Source organism: Peribacillus huizhouensis (assembly GCF_014138605.1).
Lineage (GTDB): Bacteria > Bacillota > Bacilli > Bacillales > DSM-1321 > Peribacillus > Peribacillus huizhouensis.
In genome coordinates, this window is sequence record NZ_JACJHX010000001.1 from 358,480 (window position 1) to 379,910 (window position 21,431).

At 35.9% G+C, this 21,431-nt stretch carries 21 protein-coding genes; 9 read left to right on the forward strand and 12 right to left on the reverse strand.

Annotated elements, in window-relative coordinates; genetic code table 11:
• Positions 1–33: 33 nt before the first annotated feature.
• A complete protein-coding gene (locus HNP81_RS01655) occupies positions 34–762 on the forward strand; it encodes a ZIP family metal transporter (RefSeq protein ID WP_028393038.1) in 729 nt (242 codons plus the stop codon).
• A gap of 326 nt (positions 763–1,088) precedes the next feature.
• Here HNP81_RS01655 and HNP81_RS01660 read toward each other — a convergent pair whose 3' ends face one another.
• Complete coding sequence (locus HNP81_RS01660) at positions 1,089–1,322, reverse strand: aspartyl-phosphate phosphatase Spo0E family protein (RefSeq protein WP_051405055.1); 234 nt, start codon at positions 1,320–1,322, stop codon at positions 1,089–1,091.
• 335 nt (positions 1,323–1,657) lie between these two features.
• Between HNP81_RS01660 and HNP81_RS01665 the strand changes: the two genes are divergently transcribed.
• Positions 1,658–2,053 carry a YkvA family protein gene (locus HNP81_RS01665; protein WP_028393039.1) on the forward strand — a complete coding sequence of 132 codons (396 nt, stop codon included), beginning with the start codon at positions 1,658–1,660 and terminating at the stop codon, positions 2,051–2,053.
• Positions 2,054–2,315: 262 nt separating this feature from the next.
• Here HNP81_RS01665 and HNP81_RS24210 read toward each other — a convergent pair whose 3' ends face one another.
• Positions 2,316–2,810 (reverse strand): methylated-DNA--[protein]-cysteine S-methyltransferase, encoded by a 495-nt coding sequence (locus HNP81_RS24210; RefSeq protein ID WP_281384476.1) that lies wholly within the window; start codon positions 2,808–2,810, stop codon positions 2,316–2,318.
• A gap of 10 nt (positions 2,811–2,820) precedes the next feature.
• The gene (locus HNP81_RS01675; protein ID WP_182501345.1) at positions 2,821–4,995 is read right to left on the reverse strand and encodes a PAS domain S-box protein; all 2,175 of its coding nucleotides are present in this window, start codon (positions 4,993–4,995) and stop codon (positions 2,821–2,823) included.
• A gap of 752 nt (positions 4,996–5,747) precedes the next feature.
• Here HNP81_RS01675 and HNP81_RS01680 point away from each other — a divergent pair.
• On the forward strand, positions 5,748–6,791 hold the full coding sequence (locus HNP81_RS01680) for an acyltransferase family protein (protein ID WP_182501346.1): 1,044 nt from the start codon (positions 5,748–5,750) through the stop codon (positions 6,789–6,791).
• A gap of 133 nt (positions 6,792–6,924) precedes the next feature.
• Here the strand turns inward: HNP81_RS01680 and ykzE are convergent, their stop codons facing one another.
• Both ykzE and ykzP read right to left on the reverse strand, forming a co-directional pair.
• Positions 6,925–7,062: a protein YkzE gene (gene ykzE, locus HNP81_RS01685; RefSeq protein WP_154664020.1), complete on the reverse strand. Its 138-nt coding sequence runs from the start codon at positions 7,060–7,062 to the stop codon at positions 6,925–6,927.
• Positions 7,055–7,222 (reverse strand): protein YkzP, encoded by a 168-nt coding sequence (gene ykzP, locus HNP81_RS01690; RefSeq protein ID WP_028393043.1) that lies wholly within the window; start codon positions 7,220–7,222, stop codon positions 7,055–7,057. The genes ykzE and ykzP overlap by 8 nt, the downstream gene beginning before the upstream one ends.
• Positions 7,223–7,470: 248 nt before the next feature.
• Between ykzP and HNP81_RS01695 the strand changes: the two genes are divergently transcribed.
• Positions 7,471–7,662: an alpha/beta-type small acid-soluble spore protein gene (locus tag HNP81_RS01695; protein ID WP_028393044.1), complete on the forward strand. Its 192-nt coding sequence runs from the start codon at positions 7,471–7,473 to the stop codon at positions 7,660–7,662.
• A 390-nt stretch (positions 7,663–8,052) separates the two neighbouring features.
• Entirely contained in the window at positions 8,053–9,237 is a 1,185-nt protein-coding gene (locus HNP81_RS01700; RefSeq protein ID WP_246399203.1) for an FtsW/RodA/SpoVE family cell cycle protein, read from the forward strand.
• A 175-nt stretch (positions 9,238–9,412) separates the two neighbouring features.
• On the opposite strand, the gene nhaC is transcribed toward HNP81_RS01700, so the two are convergent.
• Positions 9,413–10,792 carry a Na+/H+ antiporter NhaC gene (gene nhaC / locus HNP81_RS01705; protein ID WP_182501348.1) on the reverse strand — a complete coding sequence of 460 codons (1,380 nt, stop codon included), beginning with the start codon at positions 10,790–10,792 and terminating at the stop codon, positions 9,413–9,415.
• Between the two features lie 330 nt (positions 10,793–11,122).
• Positions 11,123–12,697: a peptide chain release factor 3 gene (locus tag HNP81_RS01710; protein WP_182501349.1), complete on the reverse strand. Its 1,575-nt coding sequence runs from the start codon at positions 12,695–12,697 to the stop codon at positions 11,123–11,125.
• 970 nt (positions 12,698–13,667) lie between these two features.
• On the opposite strand from HNP81_RS01710, the gene cspD reads away from it, so the two are divergent.
• Positions 13,668–13,871 carry a cold-shock protein CspD gene (gene cspD / locus HNP81_RS01715; RefSeq protein ID WP_028393048.1) on the forward strand — a complete coding sequence of 68 codons (204 nt, stop codon included), beginning with the start codon at positions 13,668–13,670 and terminating at the stop codon, positions 13,869–13,871.
• A gap of 213 nt (positions 13,872–14,084) precedes the next feature.
• Here the strand turns inward: cspD and HNP81_RS01720 are convergent, their stop codons facing one another.
• A complete protein-coding gene (locus tag HNP81_RS01720) occupies positions 14,085–14,249 on the reverse strand; it encodes a YvrJ family protein (protein ID WP_028393049.1) in 165 nt (54 codons plus the stop codon).
• A gap of 159 nt (positions 14,250–14,408) precedes the next feature.
• Here HNP81_RS01720 and HNP81_RS01725 point away from each other — a divergent pair, with 159 nt between their 5' ends.
• Positions 14,409–15,230, forward strand: a complete 822-nt coding sequence (locus HNP81_RS01725) for a glycerophosphodiester phosphodiesterase (protein WP_182501350.1) — start codon at positions 14,409–14,411, stop codon at positions 15,228–15,230.
• Positions 15,231–15,337: 107 nt separating this feature from the next.
• On the opposite strand, the gene HNP81_RS24420 is transcribed toward HNP81_RS01725, so the two are convergent.
• On the reverse strand, positions 15,338–15,541 hold the full coding sequence (locus tag HNP81_RS24420) for a hypothetical protein (protein ID WP_235179173.1): 204 nt from the start codon (positions 15,539–15,541) through the stop codon (positions 15,338–15,340).
• Positions 15,542–15,552: 11 nt separating this feature from the next.
• On the reverse strand, positions 15,553–16,047 hold the full coding sequence (locus HNP81_RS24425) for a hypothetical protein (RefSeq protein WP_312859637.1): 495 nt from the start codon (positions 16,045–16,047) through the stop codon (positions 15,553–15,555).
• 418 nt (positions 16,048–16,465) lie between these two features.
• On the opposite strand from HNP81_RS24425, the gene HNP81_RS01735 reads away from it, so the two are divergent.
• Both HNP81_RS01735 and yidC read left to right on the forward strand, forming a co-directional pair.
• Entirely contained in the window at positions 16,466–16,753 is a 288-nt protein-coding gene (locus HNP81_RS01735) for a hypothetical protein (protein ID WP_028393051.1), read from the forward strand.
• A 30-nt stretch (positions 16,754–16,783) separates the two neighbouring features.
• Entirely contained in the window at positions 16,784–17,563 is a 780-nt protein-coding gene (yidC, locus tag HNP81_RS01740; RefSeq protein ID WP_034302071.1) for a membrane protein insertase YidC, read from the forward strand.
• Between the two features lie 184 nt (positions 17,564–17,747).
• Here yidC and cphA read toward each other — a convergent pair whose 3' ends face one another.
• The gene (gene cphA, locus HNP81_RS01745) at positions 17,748–20,363 is read right to left on the reverse strand and encodes a cyanophycin synthetase (RefSeq protein ID WP_182501351.1); all 2,616 of its coding nucleotides are present in this window, start codon (positions 20,361–20,363) and stop codon (positions 17,748–17,750) included.
• Positions 20,360–21,169 (reverse strand): cyanophycinase, encoded by an 810-nt coding sequence (locus HNP81_RS01750; RefSeq protein ID WP_028393053.1) that lies wholly within the window; start codon positions 21,167–21,169, stop codon positions 20,360–20,362. The genes cphA and HNP81_RS01750 overlap by 4 nt, the downstream gene beginning before the upstream one ends.
• Positions 21,170–21,431: the final 262 nt, after the last annotated feature.

Sequence of the window (21,431 nt, forward strand, 5' to 3'; positions counted from 1 at the left end):
CAGCAGTTTTTAACTAAAGAAAAGGGGTTCATTATGAGTGAAGTACTACTTGGCAGCATTCTATCTGCCATGTCGACTGGAGCAGGTGCATTGCTTATCCTGTTCATGCGTGGTACATTAACACACCGACTTCGCGATAACTTATTAGCGTTTACAGCAGGGATCATGATGGCCGCATCCCTTTTGAGTCTAATTCCAGAATCATTGGCATCAGGCGGATATATCCAGCTTGTCGTTGGAATTTTCTTCGGAGTGTTGATTTTAACATTATTGGAAAAAAACATTCCCCATATTGATATTGACCATGCAATAAAAGGAATTGAGTTTGATGAAAAAGCATTATTAATCATTACTGCCATCACATTACATAATATCCCAGAAGGTCTTTCTGTCGGTGTGAGCTATGCCTCTGATACTGAAGGAACAGGCAATCTTATTGCCTTTGCCATTGGTTTGCAAAATGCTCCGGAGGGCCTTCTAGTTGCATTATTCTTAGTCAATCAACGTATTAGTAAATTTAAAGCATTTATTGTAGCGACCTTGACTGGTGCGATTGAGATTATTACCGCACTGCTCGGCTTCTACCTTACCTCTTACATTGGATTTCTTGTATCGTATGGATTGGCCTTTGCTGCCGGCGCCATGTTATTCATCGTTTATAAAGAATTAATACCCGAAAGCCATGGAGACGGCAACGAGCGCACATCAACGTATTCCTTTATTGTTGGACTTTTATTTATGATCCTTCTTCTAAATATGTAGATGAATTCGATTCTATTACGCTTAGAAAAATCCGACTCATTATTTGACAGTAATTAGGATGTACCTTGTTAAAAATACTTACTCTAGCATTGTGATGCATCCTATAAAAAAGCTGTTTTCAGAATGTTTTCACTGGATGAATACATTCTGAAAACAGCTTTTTTATCTTCGTTGTAAACTATGATTTTTCTACTATTTTTGAGATAGAATTCAAGGTGAGAGACATCTTAGATGATTGGATAATAGTTCGATTAATCTGGCAATTATGCGATGTTTAGACTTGCGAAGTTTTTAGGTTATGTAGTACTCACAACTGGATGCTGAGATTAGCTTAGGTAAGAAAATGGTTGTTGAACAATCATAATCATATTGTTCACGTTAAACTTTTCTTCAAAAACATGGTTTTTCTGCACATAACTATATTCATTTATTAACACATCAAGCTCTTGACTGGAACGAATCGTAAGTTCATCTGTCATTCCGTACATTTCTGCTAATTGAAGCATTTCGATTCTCTTCTCTTGAATTTCATTAAACATTTTTACTGCACTGGGTTTCATGATTACTTCAGCTTCCTCCTGCCAAGTTAATAGTTGAATACTAATGGATTATTACAAATTTTTCATAGTCTGTAAATAGATTCGCAAAAAAAGACAAAACCTTTTATATTTTTACATCGGAATTCAAATAGTGGTGAAAGAATCGTTATTGGTTAATAGATATCTATTTATTAAGGGTGTACAGAGTCAATCCCTGGGTAGATTATAATGTAGAAGAGTTTTTTAAGAGGAATTTCCCGTTTACATTTTGGGGTATATGACATACACCGTAGTTGCGCTTTAATTTGATTCATAATGGGTAGAGTAGGTATAGAAAAGTGAATGGAGGTAGGATTATGTTTCTAAACAAGAAATTTCAAAAAGGCTTATCATTATTTAAAAAAGAGGCGCAACATTATTCAACTAATAAGCAAGATGCTGGAAAATTATTGGGAAAAGCAGGTTTGAAAGCAAAAAAAAATGAATCAACGCTGAAAGAAGTTTGGACCAACCTTCAAACGCTGTTTCAAATGATAAAAGCTTGGATCTCCGGTGATTATCAGCAAATCCCAACCCGTACTTTACTCATCATATTTGCTGCGATTACCTATTTCGTTTCGCCGATTGATCTCATACCTGACTTTCTATTTGGGTTCGGTTTGCTCGATGATGTAGCAGTACTTACCTTCGCTTTTAAACAAATTGAACATGATTTAGAAGTCTTTAAAGTATGGAAACAAAATGTAGAATGATTGGATAAAGTGAAACTTCAATCATTAGAGGTCTTCTTCATCCCCCAATGGTTGTTAGTCGCGTTCTACTGTCTTCGTCTGTGTGACCTACATCATGTGGGCACAAACTTACCTTTGAAAACCACAAAGGCAAATTTCACTGTATCTTACTATTCGAACATTATCAGGCAGTTATCCCTACCTTACGCTTCTTCGGATTCCTATAAGCCTTGGGGTTAGGGTCTTGCTGCCCGTTTATGCAGGATAATCAATAACGAAAAGCCTATTGAGTGATACGTTCTCCTTTAAGCAATAATTCTTTAATATGTATTCGGCTGCCCGCGTATCCTGTTAAAGTTCCATTTTTCCCGACTACTCGATGACAAGGAATAATAAATGGAAGAGGATTCGCGCGGCTTGCTTGACCAACTGCTCTAACTGCATTCGGCCTGTTAATCGCTACAGCGATTTCACTATAAGTCCTCGTTTCTCCCCTAGGAATTCTACTGATTTCCTCCCATACTTTTCGTTGGAACTCTGTACCACTCAATATACATACTTCAGGAAAGTCAACTACTTCTCCACTCAAATATGCAGTTAACATAGGAAGAATCCTAGTGAATACGAAATGTTCCTTATCAAAGATTACGTCCAATTTCTTACTTCTCTTTTTAAAATCATCTTCTCCAAATGAGATACTGACAAGTTGCTCCTCATTCGCAAGTAAATATAAGTCACCAGCGAATGGATGATGATAGTCGGTATAATAGTATGTCATAATTCTAGCTTTAACCCTCTCTAGGAATCGGTAGAAAGATATGGAATGTCGCTCCTTTTCCTGCTTCACTTTCTACTTCGATATAACCTTTATGCTCTTCAATAATTTTATAACTAACCATCAATCCAAGTCCAGTTCCTCGTTCTTTCGTTGTATAAAATGGTTCCCCGAGCCTTCTTAGCTTTTCTTCTGTAATTCCAGGACCATGATCTATAATGGAGATTTTTACAAATGAATCATTAATTCGTTCCGTATTAATGATTACGAAACTACCATCATTCGATACTTCAATCGCATTTTTGATAATATTGATGAGCACTTGCTTTAACTGATTTCCTTCACAAAAAACGTCACAATTATCCTTCGTGAGATTCCGTTTAAGTTGAATATTATTAAGCATGGCTTGTGCCTCAAGAAAATCTGCTGTTTCTTTTACAATCACATTTACATCTTGGTTAGAGTATTTTAGCGCCTGTGGCTTGGCTAAGAATAAAAACTCCGTTATAATCGTTTCTATACGCTGTAGCTCTGAAGTAATCACATTAAAATAGGTCGTATAGTCCTCTTTCACACTATTTTGCAGTAATTGAATGAAGCCTTTTATAGCTGTCATAGGGTTGCGAATTTCATGTGCAATGCCAGCTGCTAGTTCTCCTACGACATGTAGTGTATCTGATTTGCGAATTTGCTCTTCCATTGCCAGTTTTTCTGTGACATCTCGAATAATTGTAAAATTCGTGCCAACGTATAAGTTTTCTCGTGTAGCAAATTCGATATGCTTTACCTCGCCATTTTCAAACGGAATCGCAATGGTTGATATTTCAGATTCACTTTGTATGGCAAGTTCAATATGCTCATGTAATAAATTAATTAATTCTTTTTGAGAGTTGGGAATGTTTATTCTTTCAAATGAGCCTTTATGAGAACCGTTCTTAACAATTCCGAGAATATTAGTACCTGCATGATTAATATCAATAATACGGTCATTCGTCCAAAGGATCATACCATCTAATGATCCTTCAAAGATTTTTCTAAACTTCCATTCACTTTTCCTTAGCTCTGTTTCAATCAGCCATCTCTCACTAACATTACGAAAGATTGTTAAGTTATATCCTTCAGCATGATGTTTTTTTCCGGTGAATTCTAATAATTTTATTTGACCATTTGGCATTTTAAAAAATAGCTCTTCTCGAATTTCTCCTCTTTCTTCGAATTTATTAATTACAGTCTTAAAGTTTTGATGATTTTTGTACACATAGCTGCCAATTATACTACCAATTAGTTCATCGTGCGTAGATTCGAAAATTTTACAAGCTGCTTCATTCGCTTGAAAAATGGTCCCATCTTCTTTCCAAAATAGAATCGCATCCATCGAATGGTCGAACAACTCTGCAAAGACCTTTTCACTTTTCTCAGCTCTTTTTTTCATCACCATTCCTTCTGACATATTTCTAAATATTGACATATACAGATTATTTTGTTTATTCGTACTAGTTATATATTTGAATAGAGTGAATTCTTCATCTGAAAACATTTCCACCTCCCCACTAAAGGACCCATATAGGTTCACTTTCTCAATCCCCTCTTGCCAATTAAGTAAGTTTTTAGGCGAAATAATCCCTCGAATGTTATCACCAATAATATCCTTTTTTCGCTTACCAAGCATTTTACAAAAAGAATCATTCGCATCCATAATAATTCCGTTTTTATCATAAATGATGATGCTATCCACGGCATATTTAAAAACATCCAAAAATAATTGCATAGGAACAATAGGCTTATCACTTAATATTGACGGGCTTGTAACATCTTGTAGCTTCAAAATGCGGAGACCAACCCTATTGGAGCTAGTTTCTTGATATTCAATATGTTTGATCTCACCTTTTTTTAATTGAATAATCCACAGATTTCTATGCTTGAGGATTTGAATTGTCGTAATATAAGGTAGATAAATCTTTTGTGAGTCATTTAATATCCTACCAAAAAGAAATTCTTCAGAAGATAGCCCAAATAAGCTACAAGCAGACTGATTCGCATGAGTTATTTCATTTTCAGAGTTTAGCATTATATATGCGTCAGACAATGAATCGAATAACTCTTTGAAATCATCTATTTGACGGTTTAATTGATCAATCTCCTTTTGATAGATTGATATATCCTGTTGTGAAGGATTTACATTTTTCATTCTGTAACGGGTTAATATCTCAACTTCGTTATTTTTTCAAGTCAAAATACCGCCCTTCTCTCCTTTCATTTCAAAAATTTAAGAACATCGACTAACTCTGCTTAAGTCCTTATACTTCTATAAATGATCATTTTTTGTAAAACAAAATTCATTAATGTCTAGAAATCACATTTTTTGTAATATCAAATTACAATACTATTCAGAATACTAAGTATGAAAATATCCAAAGTAAATATATTTTTCTTTAGTTGATATAGGTATATGCAATAAAGTGAAACTTCCAGCAGTGAGGAGTTCCTTCATCCCCCACCTACCTTCTATACACCTCATAATCTTGATGTGGGGTCTTACTGCCCGTTAAAGCGGGATAAAAACCCATGAAAAGGTATCTATTTTCTATTAATTTCTGGAAAATTGGGCAATTACATTCTTATACATATTAACATTATTTCGCTAATTCTCCTGACTTTTTTAGAATTTTTCTCTTTAAAAGTCAGATAATTCCGATTATATTAATATTTTTTTATTAAAAAATTTAAGGTATAATGATTTTCGTTCATAAAAAGTGGGTATATAAGAAGAGTAACTTTTTCTTGGAAAAGGGCGAGGGCTCGCAAATTAGCTCCGCACCATCACTTTCATAAGTTGATATAGTTTAACCTAAACCTTGATCACCGTTGGTTTTTAGAGCAAACGCTCATAGACGTTTGTTTTTGCTCATTTAAGGAGATATATTGAATGGAGGCCACTATATGACAAAAAGAAATTTTTATTTTGATAATGCGAAATTCATTTTGATAGCGTTTGTCGTATTCGGTCATCTCTTAAACAGTTATATTCAAGGCAGCGAAGAAATAAATGCTCTCTATAAAACAATTTATTCGTTCCATATGCCAGCTTTTATTTTAGTTTCTGGTTTTTTCGCAAAAGGATTTTATCAAAAAGGATATATCGCTAAAATTACAAAGAAGCTGATTATTCCATACCTAATTTTTCAAGTCATCTATTCGATTTTCTATTTTTTTCTATATGACAAATCGACTTTAAATGTAGATCTTCTCAATCCACATTGGTCACTTTGGTTTTTAATTAGCTTATTTTTCTGGAATATCATGTTACTTGGCTTTGCAAAATTGAAGCCCTTAACTGGAATTGCAGTTGCATTGGGAATTACACTGCTCGTAGGCTATGTAGATATAGTTACTAATTTCTTAAGTTTATCAAGGACTTTTGTATTTTTCCCTCTGTTCCTTATTGGATACCATCTGAAGAAGGAGCATTTGGTCAAGCTGTTCAATCCAAAAATTCGATTAGGTGCAACAATCATTATGGTTATTGTATTTATTGGCTTTTATTTATTTCCAGACATTAACTATAAATGGCTTCTTGGATCTAAACCATATTCTGAATTAGAAACAGCAAGTATCATTTCGATGTTCAAAAGATTAGGTTTCTATGCTTTAAGTTTACTCATGGTTTTTAGTTTTCTTTCTTTAATTCCACGAGAAAGACACTTCTTTACCAAATGGGGAGAGCAAACACTATATGTTTATTTACTGCACGGTTTTATCATACGTACCTTTAGAGAAAGCAGTATGAAAGGTTATTTTACTGATGTTGAAAACTATATCATGCTTGCAGGAATTTCCTTTTTAATAACCGTACTTTTATCAAGCCAGTTTATCACGTCACTTGCCCAACCAATTATCGAAATAAAAACAACACAATTTGCAAACTTAATCAAGAAATTTTCTTTGTACTTTAAACTTTATAAAAAACGCTGGCAAGATCAATAAAAAATGGAGAAATGGGGTAGATCCCATTTCTCCAGTGTGATACTTATTTGAACTGTTTTGTAATGCTAAAATTTCTTTCGTTATGGTATTTATGGTGTTCTCTTGTTCATAATCACCGGCAAATTTCCGGTGATTATTTCTTTTTATGCTTGGTTGAAGACAAAACGTCATAAATTTTTGCTGCATTCAAATCACTAGTAAATTCCGTTCCGAATTCTTCGCGAACATGGATTTTAGACTTATCATTTTTTTTAGCCTTTTGATTATTCATGTGTTTTCCCTTTTCTCCCCTGCTTTGAATTACGATTTGCACCCTTCATCATATCTTCATCCATTGCAAATTCATTTGCATATTCATTTTCTGCCTGATTTCGTTTTGGCGTCTTGCTCGTTTTCAGAGCACCATCTACATTTGCTTTTCGTTTCACTATTCATTCACCATCCTTATCCAAACTAGCTTGCTTGTTAGGATGGGGTAATTTCTTTCAATTTTATTCAGCTTAGCAATGCTGAATCCGAAAAAGCTGACGTAAATGAATTGACATCCATTCCAACTTCAACCTTACAAACCATTATTGATGTACTTTACCAGAACAATTCATTAATAATAACAAGTGATTATCCCATAATACTAATACAGTGGTTAACCACCACTGAAAAAAAGTAAGGGGCGATTATAATGGCAAACAACAGTAATAACTTATTAGTACCTGGAATTGAACAAGCACTTGACCAAATCAAATATGAAATCGCACAAGAATTCGGAGTGCATTTAGGTGCTGAATCTACATCACGCTCAAACGGATCTGTCGGTGGAGAAATAACAAAACGACTTGTGCAACAAGCTCAATCTCAACTTCAAGGTAGATAATAAAACTAAAACTGAATATGTAATGGATTTAAGAACAATTACATGCACTATAGCATGAGTCAAAAAACATAGGATGACTTCAAAGCGCAATTCTCCAACATTCGGAGAGTTACCGATTGGAGTCATCCTCTTTCTTTTTATGTTGTTTCTTCGCTACTCGGAAAAATATCAGAATATTTAAATAATTACAGATGCATAAAGGATTATTCATGTTTACCATCGAATGTTAAAAAGAAAATAAAAATATTTCGAAATGAATACACATCATTAATTATTAGCAACAAGTGGTAGTATCATGATATGATAATATCATTCTTCCTACTTGATTTTCCGTTACCAAATAATCGGAAAAAAACAGATAGCTTATATGTATCAGAGGTGAACACACAATTGAAAAGAATATTAAAAGCTTATGATTACCCCACCTTCATCGCCATTGTGTTACTCTGCTTATTCGGTTTGGTCATGGTATACAGCTCGAGCATGATTGCAGCAGTAGCAAGATGGGATTATGACATCGATCATTTTTATCAAAATCAAAAAAAAGCGATGCTACTATCATTCTGCGCTATGTTTATTATGATGATCTTTCCTTACAAATTTTTTCAGAATAAAAAATTCTTAATGATTATGATGTTCGGAATAACTGGATTGCTACTATTTACTTTTTCATATGGACATACAGCTGGAAATGCTCAAAGTTGGCTTAAAATTGGCGGATTTTCAATCCAACCAGGTGAATTTTCTAAGCTAGCTTTAATTATTTACTTATCTGCCATTTATGGCAAAAGGCAAGACAGGATGAATAATTTGGATAAAGCCGTTATTCCTCCAATTATTTTTCTTGTAACAATATGCTTACTTATCGGAATACAGCCTGACTATGGTACTGCAGCCATTGTCTTCTTAATTTCTGCATCCATCATCATTTCATCAGGAATGACCTTTAAAGGGCTCGTAAAGTTATCCACCGTTTTTCTAATGGTCGCTTGCGTGGCTATTGCCGGATTTTTTGTAACTGGTAATATCTCAAAGATTTTTTCTGCAAATAAAATCGCCCGTTTTACAGGTTTTTCAGACCCTTTCAATGCAGGAGATTCTGGTCTTCAGTTAGCAAACTCATTACTTGCAATTGGCAACGGAGGCTTAACCGGGGTTGGATTGGGAGAAAGCACCCAAAAATATGGTTATTTACCTGAAAGTCATACCGACTTTATCATGGCCATTATCGCAGAAGAGCTTGGCTTTCTTGGAGTGGCTTTCGTACTGCTTACCTTAGGCTTTATAGTATTAAGGGGACTCATTCTTTCCGCTAAATGCAACGATCCATTTGGTAGCCTTTTACTTATCGGAATATCCTCGATGATAGGAATTCAAGTTTTTATCAACGTTGGTGGAGTTACTGGCCTCATTCCGATTACTGGAATAACATTACCCTTTATTAGTTATGGAGGATCCTCACTCTTACTATTGATGACTTCTATTGGGATATATCAAAATATTATTATGCGCATGAATCTTAAGGCACAAAAAGAAGCTGAGGAGCCCGTCATTCAAGGACTTCACATCCACTAAACAATTAAAAACCGCTGTTAATATTTTAACAGCGGTTTTTTTATTCTTTAGTTTTGTCATTTAAGTCTAGTAATTTTTTACACATTCACTTTATTTAATACTTCGTATGAAGGACTTTTCTCTACTTTTCATACTTTATTTTGTCATCTATATTTTTGTATATTACCTAAAACCTTCATTTAAAGTGCAACCCGATTTTTGTCCAACCGCTAAGTAAACTTAACAGGGGGGAAAGAATACAGAATAAAGCAAATGGTGCATATTCAACGGTCGTAACGCCAAGTACTTGGGTAAGAAATACTCCACAGACTCCCCAAGGAACAAGTGGATTTACTACAGTTCCTGAATCCTCTAACACTCTCGCCAATGACTTTGCTTTCAATCCCATTTGATCGTATTCCTGCTGAAACGTTTTCCCTGGTAAAAGAATCGATAAATACTGTTCACCCGCAAGAAAATTCACGCCAACTCCAGTCAAAACAGTTGCCGATACTAAACGTCTAACGTTCGTCAATGTTTTCTTAACGGCTTCTAAAATACCAGGGATAATACCTAATTCGAAAAGTAAGCCACCCATTCCAAGGGCCAAAATTACAAGTGAAATGGAAAACATCATACTCGTAATTCCCCCTCTTGAAACAATTGAATCGAGTTGCTCTACTCCACTATTTAACGTAAATCCAGAGTATAAAATGTCAGACATCGCTTTAACAGTCACATTAGGTGAAGTAAAAAACGTAATAATTATTGACGTAATAATTCCAGCAGACAATGTTGGAATAGCGGAAACTTTTTTCAATGCTAGACCGCCAACAATAACGAATGGTAGCAAGCTCCATAAACTTATTGTCGTGTGTGTAGATAATGCAGATACCATCTCATCTATTTCTTTTACACTTGTTACATTTGTGTTTGGAGAAAGTATGAAAAACAATACCAAACTAATCAAAAATGCAGGAATAGTTGTCCATAACATATTTCGAATATGCTCAAATAAGGGAACCCCCACAGTTTCAGATGCAAGATTGGTTGTATCGGATAGCGGAGACATTTTATCACCAAAGAATGCTCCAGAAATAATTGCACCAGCTGTAATTGCCAATGAAAAATCAAGCGCAGTTGCCATTCCAATAAATGCAACACCCACAGTGGCAGAAGTTGTTAACGAGCTGCCAATACATAAACCAATTAATGAAGTAGATAAAAAAACTATAGCATAAAAGGAGCTGCCTGAAATATATTCAAAGCCATAAAACATAAGCGTCGGAATAGTCCCACTCGCCATCCAACTCGAAATTAACATCCCAATAAAAAAGAAAATATAAATGGCACCCAACCCAGGAGCTGCGCCTTTTATCATAGCTTTTTCTATTATCGAAAAAGATAGACCTTTCATTCTTCCATAAATAATTAATACGAGTATGGCACCAAGTATCGGCATATGGGGCGTCATTTCAAAATGAATAATTCCAACCCCAATGACAGTCAAAGAGATGGCTAGTATGACCAATGCTTCACCCAATGACAACTTTAATTTCACATTCTTAACATCCACTTATTTTCCCCTCTTTCATGTTGTAAAAGACTGCCTAGTTGCAAATGTAGAAAATTATCTGTCTTTTTTACTTAAACGCTTTTAAGCGATAAAGCACACAGATAAATTTAAGCCAATATTATAGAATTGTCAATCCTTTTTTACGTATAGTAATTATTTCCGCCTTTGATCCGTCTCCCTTTTCTTAATTTTTGGCTATGTTAATTGGTGATTTTGGCACTATGTTGATTGGAGCGAACTCCATTCTTTTCAATCAACAACCTATTTATGATATGTAAAAAATACAGCCAATAAAAATGAGGTAGCCCCAAAAGGGACAACCTCATTTCTTCATTCACTATCCATTGGGTTATATAACTTCACATCAGGTTTTTTGTCCTGGAACCACCGCAAAGCAAAATCATTTTCAAAAAGGAATGCATATTGATCATAACGATCTTTCACTAGAATACTACGAGTACTATGAAGATTTTCATCAACTTTTTGATCTTCAGTCCATCGAGTAATCTTGCTACCCATTCTTTCCATAATAACATCAACGTTGTATTCGTTACGCATTCTGTGTTCAAATACTTCGAATTGAAGCTGACCTACCGCCCCTAACAAATACTCTTCCATCCGTACAGTTTTGAACAACTGAATGGCCCCTTCTTGTACGAGTTGATTAATTCCTTTATGGAAATGTTTTTGTTTCATCACGTTCTTAGCAGTTACTCTCATAAATATTTCTGGAGTGAATTGTGGTAAACGATCAAATTGATACATTTCCTTGCTTGTTGTAATTGTATCGCCGATTTGATAATTCCCAGTATCATAAAGACCAATAATATCGCCACCCACTGCCTCATTTACTGTATTGCGATCATCAGCTAAAAATTGAGTGGAGGATGACAGATTAATCGGTTTTCCAGTTCTACTAAGATAGACGCTCATACCCCGTTCAAACTTACCTGAACATATACGTAAAAACGCAATACGATCACGATGCTTAGGATTCATATTCGCTTGGATTTTAAAGATAAATCCAGAAAAATCATCGTTATTTGGTTCAATTTCGCCTACTGTAGAATTCCGAGGCTGTGGTGCAGGAGCAAATTGTAAGTATGCATCTAAAAATGTCTGTACGCCAAACGTCGTCAATGCACTGCCGAAAAAGACTGGACTAAGTGTCCCTGCTAAAATTTTTTCTTTTGAGAACTGGTTACCAGCTTCTGTAAGTAGCATGATTTCTTCAAGGGTTTGCTCATAAAGAGGTGATTCCTTTAATTCATGATCAATTGCTAATTCTCCTTCATCATTCAAAGGCAAAAATCGATCTTCATCTCCACTTTTAAATTGTTCTATTCGATTATTAAACCGATCATAGACACCAACAAATTCTTTTCCCATTCCAATTGGCCAGTTCATCGGATATGTCTCGATGCCTAGTACTTCTTCTAGCTCAGCAAGTAATTCGAGCGGCATTTTCCCTTGACGATCCATTTTATTAATAAATGTAAAAATAGGAATCCCGCGCATCCGGCATACCTTAAATAGTTTGATTGTTTGGTCCTCAATCCCTTTGGCAGAATCCACAATCATCACTGCACTATCGACAGCCATGAGAGTACGATATGTGTCTTCACTGAAATCTTGGTGACCTGGTGTATCTAAGATATTCACACGAAAATTATCATAATCGAATTGCATAACAGATGAAGTAACTGAAATTCCACGTTGTTTCTCGATCTCCATCCAATCACTAGTTGCATACTTACCTGTTTTCCTTGCTTTAACGGTTCCTGCATCGCGGATAGCGCCTCCAAATAAAAGCAGTTTCTCCGTTAATGTTGTTTTCCCGGCATCCGGGTGAGAAATAATGGCAAAGGTTCTTCTAGTTTGAACCTCATCGTTTAATGTAGTCATACGTTTATTCCCTTCTATCCTATATAAGTGGAAATTTCCACCATCAAGTTAGCTAGCTTCCAAGCTTCTTACTTATCACAATTTAATATGGTTAACGAACTATGTTCATTCTACACTTTAGAAATATATCATACCTGCTTCTTTTTTGGCTATACCTTTAAGAAGAGTTGCTCATAAGAAACATCATTGACGGTCCGCTATCAAGCCAACAATGAAAAAGGTTCAAGTGTTATAATTCGTAACACTTTTTCCACAGAAAAAACGCAAGTGATGCTACTCTAATAATTATTAGCAAAATCAAATCCTATTGATGAAACATCTACTTTCTTATCGTTTTATTAGAAGCGTTTACGGATTTGAAGAAGCAGCAAGTAGGAATGATAGGAGAAGATGGATCTACTTCAAACGATTGAACCGAGATTCGTTTAGATTAACAATTGGTTAGTTCTGCACCTATTGCTTTTGTCGTTTTGTTTGCTGTTTTTTATGCCAATATTTTTTTGCTTCTTTTATCAATAATGGTGCAACTAATGCTGCAGCGCGTTTTAGCATCTTTTTCTTCATATTCTAGAACCCCGCTTTCTTTCAATTTAGTCGTTTGTAGACCAGATTTTCTCGACCATACTTTTTAAATTGATCACTCTCTATCCTTCTTGTTTAACCAATGATAAAAAATTTAAAACATTCTTGCTTAGTAGTGTACTTTTTAACAGTTGGTTATTCATGTATATACGTATAAGAAACCGTTTTTTAGGATACGCTAGAAAATGTCATTTTGATGAATAGTGATTGAGATTTTATTTGAATTGTTTTATAATTTGATTAAATATTATTTAGAAAAATGAAACGAATTCACATATTAGCAAGCATCCACAACTAGTGGAATTTTGCTAATATATGAATGGCTTATTGTATAAGATAAGCTTTAACATATATTAATATTTGTTTAATTTTTAGGAGGATTTATCGAATGACAGTTACAGGTAAAGTTAAATGGTTTAATGGTGAAAAAGGATTTGGATTTATTGAAGTAGAAGGCGGCGATGATGTATTTGTACATTTCTCTGCAATCCAAGGAGAAGGGTTCAAAACTCTTGACGAAGGACAAGACGTTGAATTCGAAATTGAAGAAGGCAACCGCGGACCACAAGCTAAAAATGTTGTAAAACTATAAAATACCTAAATGGGTGAAGATGCTGCCACTTGGCTGCATCTTTTTTAATCTGTAAATAAAATGAAACTTTACCTCACCAATCGGGATTTTACGAGCAGTTACCTTCACCTACGCTTTTTAAAGTCCTTAGTTAGAGTTTACTGCCTATTAATACGGGATAAAATGGATGAAACAGACCGATTCATCCATTTTTCGCTTGACCATATCAGCCATTCAATCTTTTCTATTTTTTAATATGAAGAAATCCATCAAACGATCTGGCAGCTCGACAATGGTTTTATTAAGCACATCAAGCTTTGCTTCAAATCGATGAAGCAAATATAACGTGACTACAATGGGAAAACCAACATCACTGACAAATGTTAGAAGTTCATTCATATCATTCACCTCCATTCATTCTCTTTATACCTCCAAAATCAAAATAAGTAGCAGCGAATTAGAAATTGTCCCATTGTTTTCACGTATGCTGAAAATTCATATTGAAAAGGAATATTAAACATTATTAAAATAGAATTCAAAAGAAAGTGAGGAACCTAAATGAAATGGATCTTTCTTTTATTTCAAAGTTGGTTTTTCAGAAAAAAACAGAAACTTCCATCCACTCATATTCCGCTTAAAATCGGTCATCGTGGTGCTTGTGGACATTCTCCTGAAAACACCATGGCTTCATTTAAAAAAGCTTTAGAATATCAGGTAGATTTCATTGAAATTGATATTCACCTGAGCTTTGATGGACAGATCGTTGTCATTCATGATTTGACCTTGGACCGAACAACGAATGGAAAAGGAAGAGTTCAAGATTTTACATATGAGGAATTATCTAAGTTAGATGCTGGTAGTTGGTATAGCGAGGTTTTTTCAGGAGAGAGAATTCCCTTATTAAGCACTGTTTTGGATCAAACCTTACCTTTTTCTGGGGTTTTAATTGAAATAAAACATCCAGAGCACTATCCTGAAATTGAATCAATACTTGCCAAAGAGCTTAAAAACAGATTGCGTGCAAGTCATGAGTCTCCAAAAATAATGGTTCAATCTTTCAATATCGCTTCAATTAAAAAGTTCCACATGCTTTTACCAGAAGTCCCTGTTGGAATCTTATTTAAACATACCCCAGCAGGAATATCGAATAGATCTTTACTGAAATATTCACAATTTGCTTCATTTATTAATCCCAAAAAAACGATGGTAAACGAAAGGCTAATACGAAAAATTCATACTTATGGAATGATGGCATTCACGTGGACTGTTAATAACCGAAAGCATGTCCATTCGTTTGAGAAAATGAAGCTTGATGGAATCACGACTGATTTCCCTGATTACTTCAGTTTAAATGAAAAGAAAAGCGGACCAGATGCTTAATTCCTAAATATGAACATTTCTTATCCTTAATAATTAGCAGAGGCACCAAAAGTATCTAAACGAATACTTCTGATGCCTTATTTCTTTTCCTGTAAAAGTTATTTATATTAATAGCATTGAAATGAACGAATTTGATCCGCGTCTACTCCAAAATATACCCATCGCTGCAGATTTCTTCTCCACCGGTATCCTGCAACAGAATATCTGCCAACATATGTCGGATAAAACCAAAATCCTCTGCCACTTTCAAGCCAAATGTAGGTATTTCGATACAAACAGCCTCTTAAGCTTCCTGGGTCCACAGCTGTCAAACCCATACCACTTAATTGCGGAACAAATAATGGAGGTGGCGCTGTCGGCGGTCCATCATCGTAGTGTTGGCCATGACCGGGGCCAACATGTGGTGGACCTGGATGTTGACCAGGGCCCCCTCCTTGGGGTGGCGGTCCAGGATGTTGACCAGGGCCTCCTCCTTGGGGCGGCAGTCCAGGATATTGACCAGGGATTCCTCCCTGTGGCGGCGGTCCAGGATATTGACCAGGGCCTCCTCCTTGGGGCGGCAGTCCAGGATATTGACCAGGGCCTCCTTGGGGTGGCGGTCCAGGATATTGACCAGGGCCTCCTTGGGGTGGCGGTCCAGGGTATTGACCAGGGCCTCCTCCTTGGGGCGGCAGTCCAGGATATTGACCAGGGAGTCCTCCTTGGGGTGGCGGTCCAGGATATTGACCAGGGCCTCCTCCTTGTGGTGGCAGTCTAGGATATTGACCAGGGCCTCCTCCTTGGGGTAGTTGGTTTGGATATCTAAATCCTCCACCATATAAAGGCTGATGCAAACCTTCCCACTGGGGACATTGTGATTGTCCGGGACTATACATCGACTGTCTTGCCATTATATCGTAATTCTCTCCATAATTTTCATATCCGTTAAAGTAAGGATCATTATTCTGATCATAAACATTTTGATTTCCTTCATTATTAAATCCGGAATTTGGGTTAAATGGATCCATTTACTTTCACCTCGAATTCACTTTATCATTCCCTTTACACTATGTAGGCATCTAACCTATCGTACCTTGTTTCCCTGTAAATAAAGAGGTGATTGTTATCGATCTCCCCAAAAACAAAATCCTCCTTTTTCCTCTTAAGGAACCTTCTCCCTTATTAAATTACTTGTTTATTTAATAATATTTGTTATAGTGTAGATATAGTTTTTAACTAGAAAATGAGGGGTGCCTATGTGGGAATTATTGCTTGACTTTGATTATCAAACCGTACTAAACGCAATGATAGCAGGATATATTCTCGCCCTCTTTATACCTGTTGTAGCTGTTTACATTATTCATAAAAATGACTTCTTTACACAAGGCAAAGGACAGGACACTTATCAAATCCTGCAACTGAAGCATGCATATATATCTGCTGAATTTTTTGAACGCAGAGGATTTCAGCAATTTTTTATAGTAATTCGTAGAAAAGAGTCTCCTGATGACTCAGATGAACCAACTTCCCTTCTCATTGTTTAAATATATTAAACAAAATGAGGAGGAAATATATTGAAGAAGAATATTCTTGTAATTGTATCAATGCTTGTACTTGTATTAAGTGGTTGTCAAGCCACTTCTGGATCCGGTGATGGATTTTTCCATACTTTCCTAATTAATCCGTTGATTTGGCTACTTGAATTCAACGCACATCTATTTAATGGTAATTATGGGTTAAGCATCATCTTAGTGACGCTACTGATTCGTATTATCATCCTTCCTTTAACAATGAAGCAGTACAAAACACAGATTAAGATGAAAGGGAAAATGGACAAATTAAAACCCGAAATGGCGGCCATTCAAGAAAAAATCAAACAAACAAAAGATCCAGTAAAAAAACAAGAACTTCAAAAAGAAATGATGGCATTGTACCAAAAACATGGAGTCAATCCTTTAAATATGGGCTGCCTACCAATGATCATTCAAATGCCGATTTTGATGGGCTTTTATTATGCTATTAAAGCTTCACACGAAATTGCTACACATAGCTTCCTATGGTATAACCTAGGACAGGCAGATATGATCATGGCGGTAATTGCTGGGGTAATTTATTACCTACAATTCAAGGTTTCTCTAAAACAAATGCCTACTGAACAACAAGCGAGTATGAAATTCATGGGCTTACTTTCACCGGTAATGATTCTCTTTGTTTCGTTTTCAGCACCAGCTGCATTACCTCTTTATTGGTCAGTTGGAGGATTATTCATGATTGTCCAAACATACACATTACAAAGATTATACAAACGTGAACCACAACAAACAGTATTTACTTCTCCTGAAACGTTAAAGTAAAAAAGTGAAGCTTCAATCTTTTGAGGTATTAACTTTTCGTTAATGCGAGATAAAGAAAGAGGATGTCCCAAGGGTCAGACCAGCACTCTATACACAGTTCATACTACTACTTACACTTAATTTGAACTGTATATTACATTTATGCGGTCTGACCTTTTCCTTATGGGACATCCTCATCATTATTTTAGTTAAGAGTCGGTTTGGCAATTTTTGAAAAGAACTCCGTTACATAATTAAAGTCTGTATAAAAAAACAACAAGAGATCACCAGGCTTCGATAGTTCCCACGCTGTACGGTACGCCTCAGGTTCTTTCGGAACGATAAGTACATTTTGCTTACTCATATTTTTAGTGATCGCAGTTTCTTTCATAATTTTAGGAACTTCCAACGGTTCTCTTCCTCGAAGATCATCATCCTCTTTCAATAATAGAATATCTGAATGCTTACTTAGTAACACTGCCATTTTTTTTAGATCATCATCTTTTCGGTCACCAGGGCCAGCAATTACAGACACAACTCTCCGTTTAGCAAAGCTTTTTACGGTCTCAAACATTGCAGCAAGGCCGCTAACATTATGTGCGTAATCAATAATTATTTTTCTGCCATTTAGTTCTCGTATATTAAATCTGCCCTTCGAAAGTTCACTATTAGGATAAAAATGTAACGCTCTTTCTCGTAATTGATCCATTAAGATGCCTTGGGTATGAGCAGCAGCTAATGCTTGTAGTAAATTTGATAGGTTATGTTTTGCCGTACCATTAATTGTAATTGGTATATCACTCCCTAATAGAAAGCGCTCTTTTTTTCCCCCATACGCGTATATAATCCAGCCAGAATCATTTACATACCAAACTGCCGCTCCTTCTTGCAGCGCTTTTTTTACAAAACGATTGTGCTCAGTAAGTGATGTATAAATAATTTCTCCCTTACTATATGCACTCATATTAGCTACATTAGAATCTTCCGCATTTAGGATACAATATCCAGTCTCATGTACCACTTCAGCAATTAGTTGTTTTAGCTTTATCAACTGTTCAAACGTAACGATGCCATCACTACCTAAATGATCTTCGGCCACATTAGTTATGATACCAACATCACAATGCCTATAGGCAAGGCCCTCGCGTAAAATACCGCCCCGCGCGGTTTCAAGAACCGCATAATCAACATTGGGGTTGGCTAACACTTTTCTCGCACTTATCGGTCCGCTACAATCACCTTCATCGATACATTGTCCGCCAATGTAAACACCATCAGAATTAGCCATCCCCACTATTTTTTCTTCATCAGACAAAAAATGAGACACAAGTCTTGCAGTTGTCGTTTTACCATTCGTACCGGTTATTGCAATAATCGGGATAGCCGCTTCCGTTCTTTCTTTAAAAAGGTAGTTCACAATAGCTGCCCCAACATCTCGCTTTTTCCCTTCACTCGGATAATGATGCATTCTAATTCCAGGTGCTGCATTGACCTCAATAATAGCTACTTCTTCTCGATTTAAAGGTTTCGAAATATCTGGACAAATCAAATCTATCCCTGCGATATCTAGATTAATTGCTTTAGCTGCTAACACCGCCATGTCTTTAATCGTTTCGTGAACTTGATCTGTTACATCAATTGCTTTTCCACCAGTTGACAAATTTGCATTCCCAACTACTTGAATAACGTCACCTTTTTCAGGAATCGATTGCAACGACAAATTCATTTTTTCTAAATAACATGTAACAGAATGATCAAATGGGATTTTTGTCATTGGTTTTTCATGATCGTCGCCTCTAAGTGGGTTCCGATTCTCCAATTCAATGAGCTCGTGAATTGTATTATTGCCATTTCCTATTATATACGGGGGAATTCTCATGCTCGCCGCCACAAGTTGACCATTCACTACAAGAAGCCGATAATCGCTTCCTTGGTAATAACGCTCAATAATATATGATTCTTCATGTGCTTCAAGACAGTTGACAACATTAAACAATTGTTCCCGATTCTTTATATTCGTCATCACCCCTTGTCCTTGTCTCCCTTTTAGTGGTTTAAGCACAAGTGGATAACCAATTAATTCAGCATTCTGGAAAATTTCCTCAATCGTCGTGGCAACCATTCCATCTGGCACTGGCAAACCGCAATTTGTTAAAATATCCTTCGTCATTTGCTTATCACAAGAGTGTTCAACAGCCAAATTTGATGTTTGACTCGTAATCGTTGCTTGTACGAATTTTTGCTTCGAACCTGTCCCAAGTCTCAATAAACTATCGTCCCCTATATGCTGAACAGGAATATTTTTCAATAGTGCCGCTTGATAAATTGCATCAGTACTTGGTCCTAATTTGTTTGAATAGTATAGTTCAGCAATTTCAGTTACATACGATTCAATTTTTACAGGTTTTGAATTTGAGAGGATGCTTTCTACGATTTTTACTGCAGAATTAAATGCACAAAGACCTGATTTTTCTTCTTTATAACTATACGACACATAATAGATGCCTGGTTTTTCTCCTGCAATGGTTTTTCCGCGTTTCACATCAATTCCTGCTAAATTTTGAAGCTCAATAGCTATATGTTCCAGAATATGCCCCATCCAAGTGCCTCGTTTGAGACGATCAAAGAAACCACCAGTGTAACCTGGTGAACAGGTATGTGAAAGAAGTGAAGGAATGGATTCCATTAACGCTTCGTTGAAGCCTGGAATGATATCTGAAGGTTGATATTCCAATTCTTCGATATCCAACTCTATAAGCAAGGTAGGCGAATATGAAAAGTAATTTGGCCCCTTTAAATATCTGACTCGATTAACCTTCATTTCTTCTTCCCCTTTTTTATGAGTTGTCTGTTTACTAAATCAAAGTTATATCCTTTAGTAAGTGTATGAAGTATAAAGTTGGAAATCGTTAATTCCTCACTTCCATTTTCTGAAGCAATAATTTCTATAAAATCACTGTTTCTGCCATCAATAACTAATACTTGATGCTCCCCGTACACTTTAAATTGATCGTTCTTCACTAAAATAGCTGTATTTTCATCTATCCCAATCCCTATAATATCTTTATTTTCAGCAATGGCACTCAACAAGCGATCAAATCTACCTCTTTGAGAAAAATGCTGGTCAATGATGATTTTGTCGAGGAATCCAAAGCCCGCTCCGAGCTTAACCTTCAATTTATCATCGTCAAGTTTTGTATCCGCAGCAACGATCATTTGATGTGCCATAATGGATGCACCAGCGCTCGTCCCTCCTAGAATCAGCCCATCTCTCCAAGTTTCCATTAACGCATCATGAAGAACTGTACCTCTAATGATGGATGCCAGTCGACTTTGATCGCCGCCTGTAATAAATACAGCCGCCAGTGACTCTATTCGCGTCCGAATTTGGGGAGAATCAGCTTCTGCCCTATTTGTAATCGACAATATATCAATATCTTTTACACCTAATTGATGAAAGGTACGAATATAATCTTCACACACCTCTTCTGGAATCTCACTTGCAGTTGGGATAATTCCGATTGCTCCTGATCTTCCTTTAGCCAAATCGACAAACAGATGTAACACGTCTCCTTGTGGACATTTTTTTTCAGCTCCACCAATTATTAATAACTCACCAACACTCATGGATTTTGATCACCTTTATAGAATAATTTGTTTTCCAAATACACATCATGTACTTCTTTTGAAAAAATCATACCTATTTATTATGATTTTCCATTTTAAAAAATATGCATGTAGATACAAAATTCAAATAAATCTATGGGATTGGAACTTTATTAATGAGGAAGAATACGTGTAAAAAGGATACAAAAATGGGGTATTTGTCATGAATGAAAATTACCTATAGGAGGTTACTGCTTTGCCTGAAAGAAAAGAAGTAACAAAA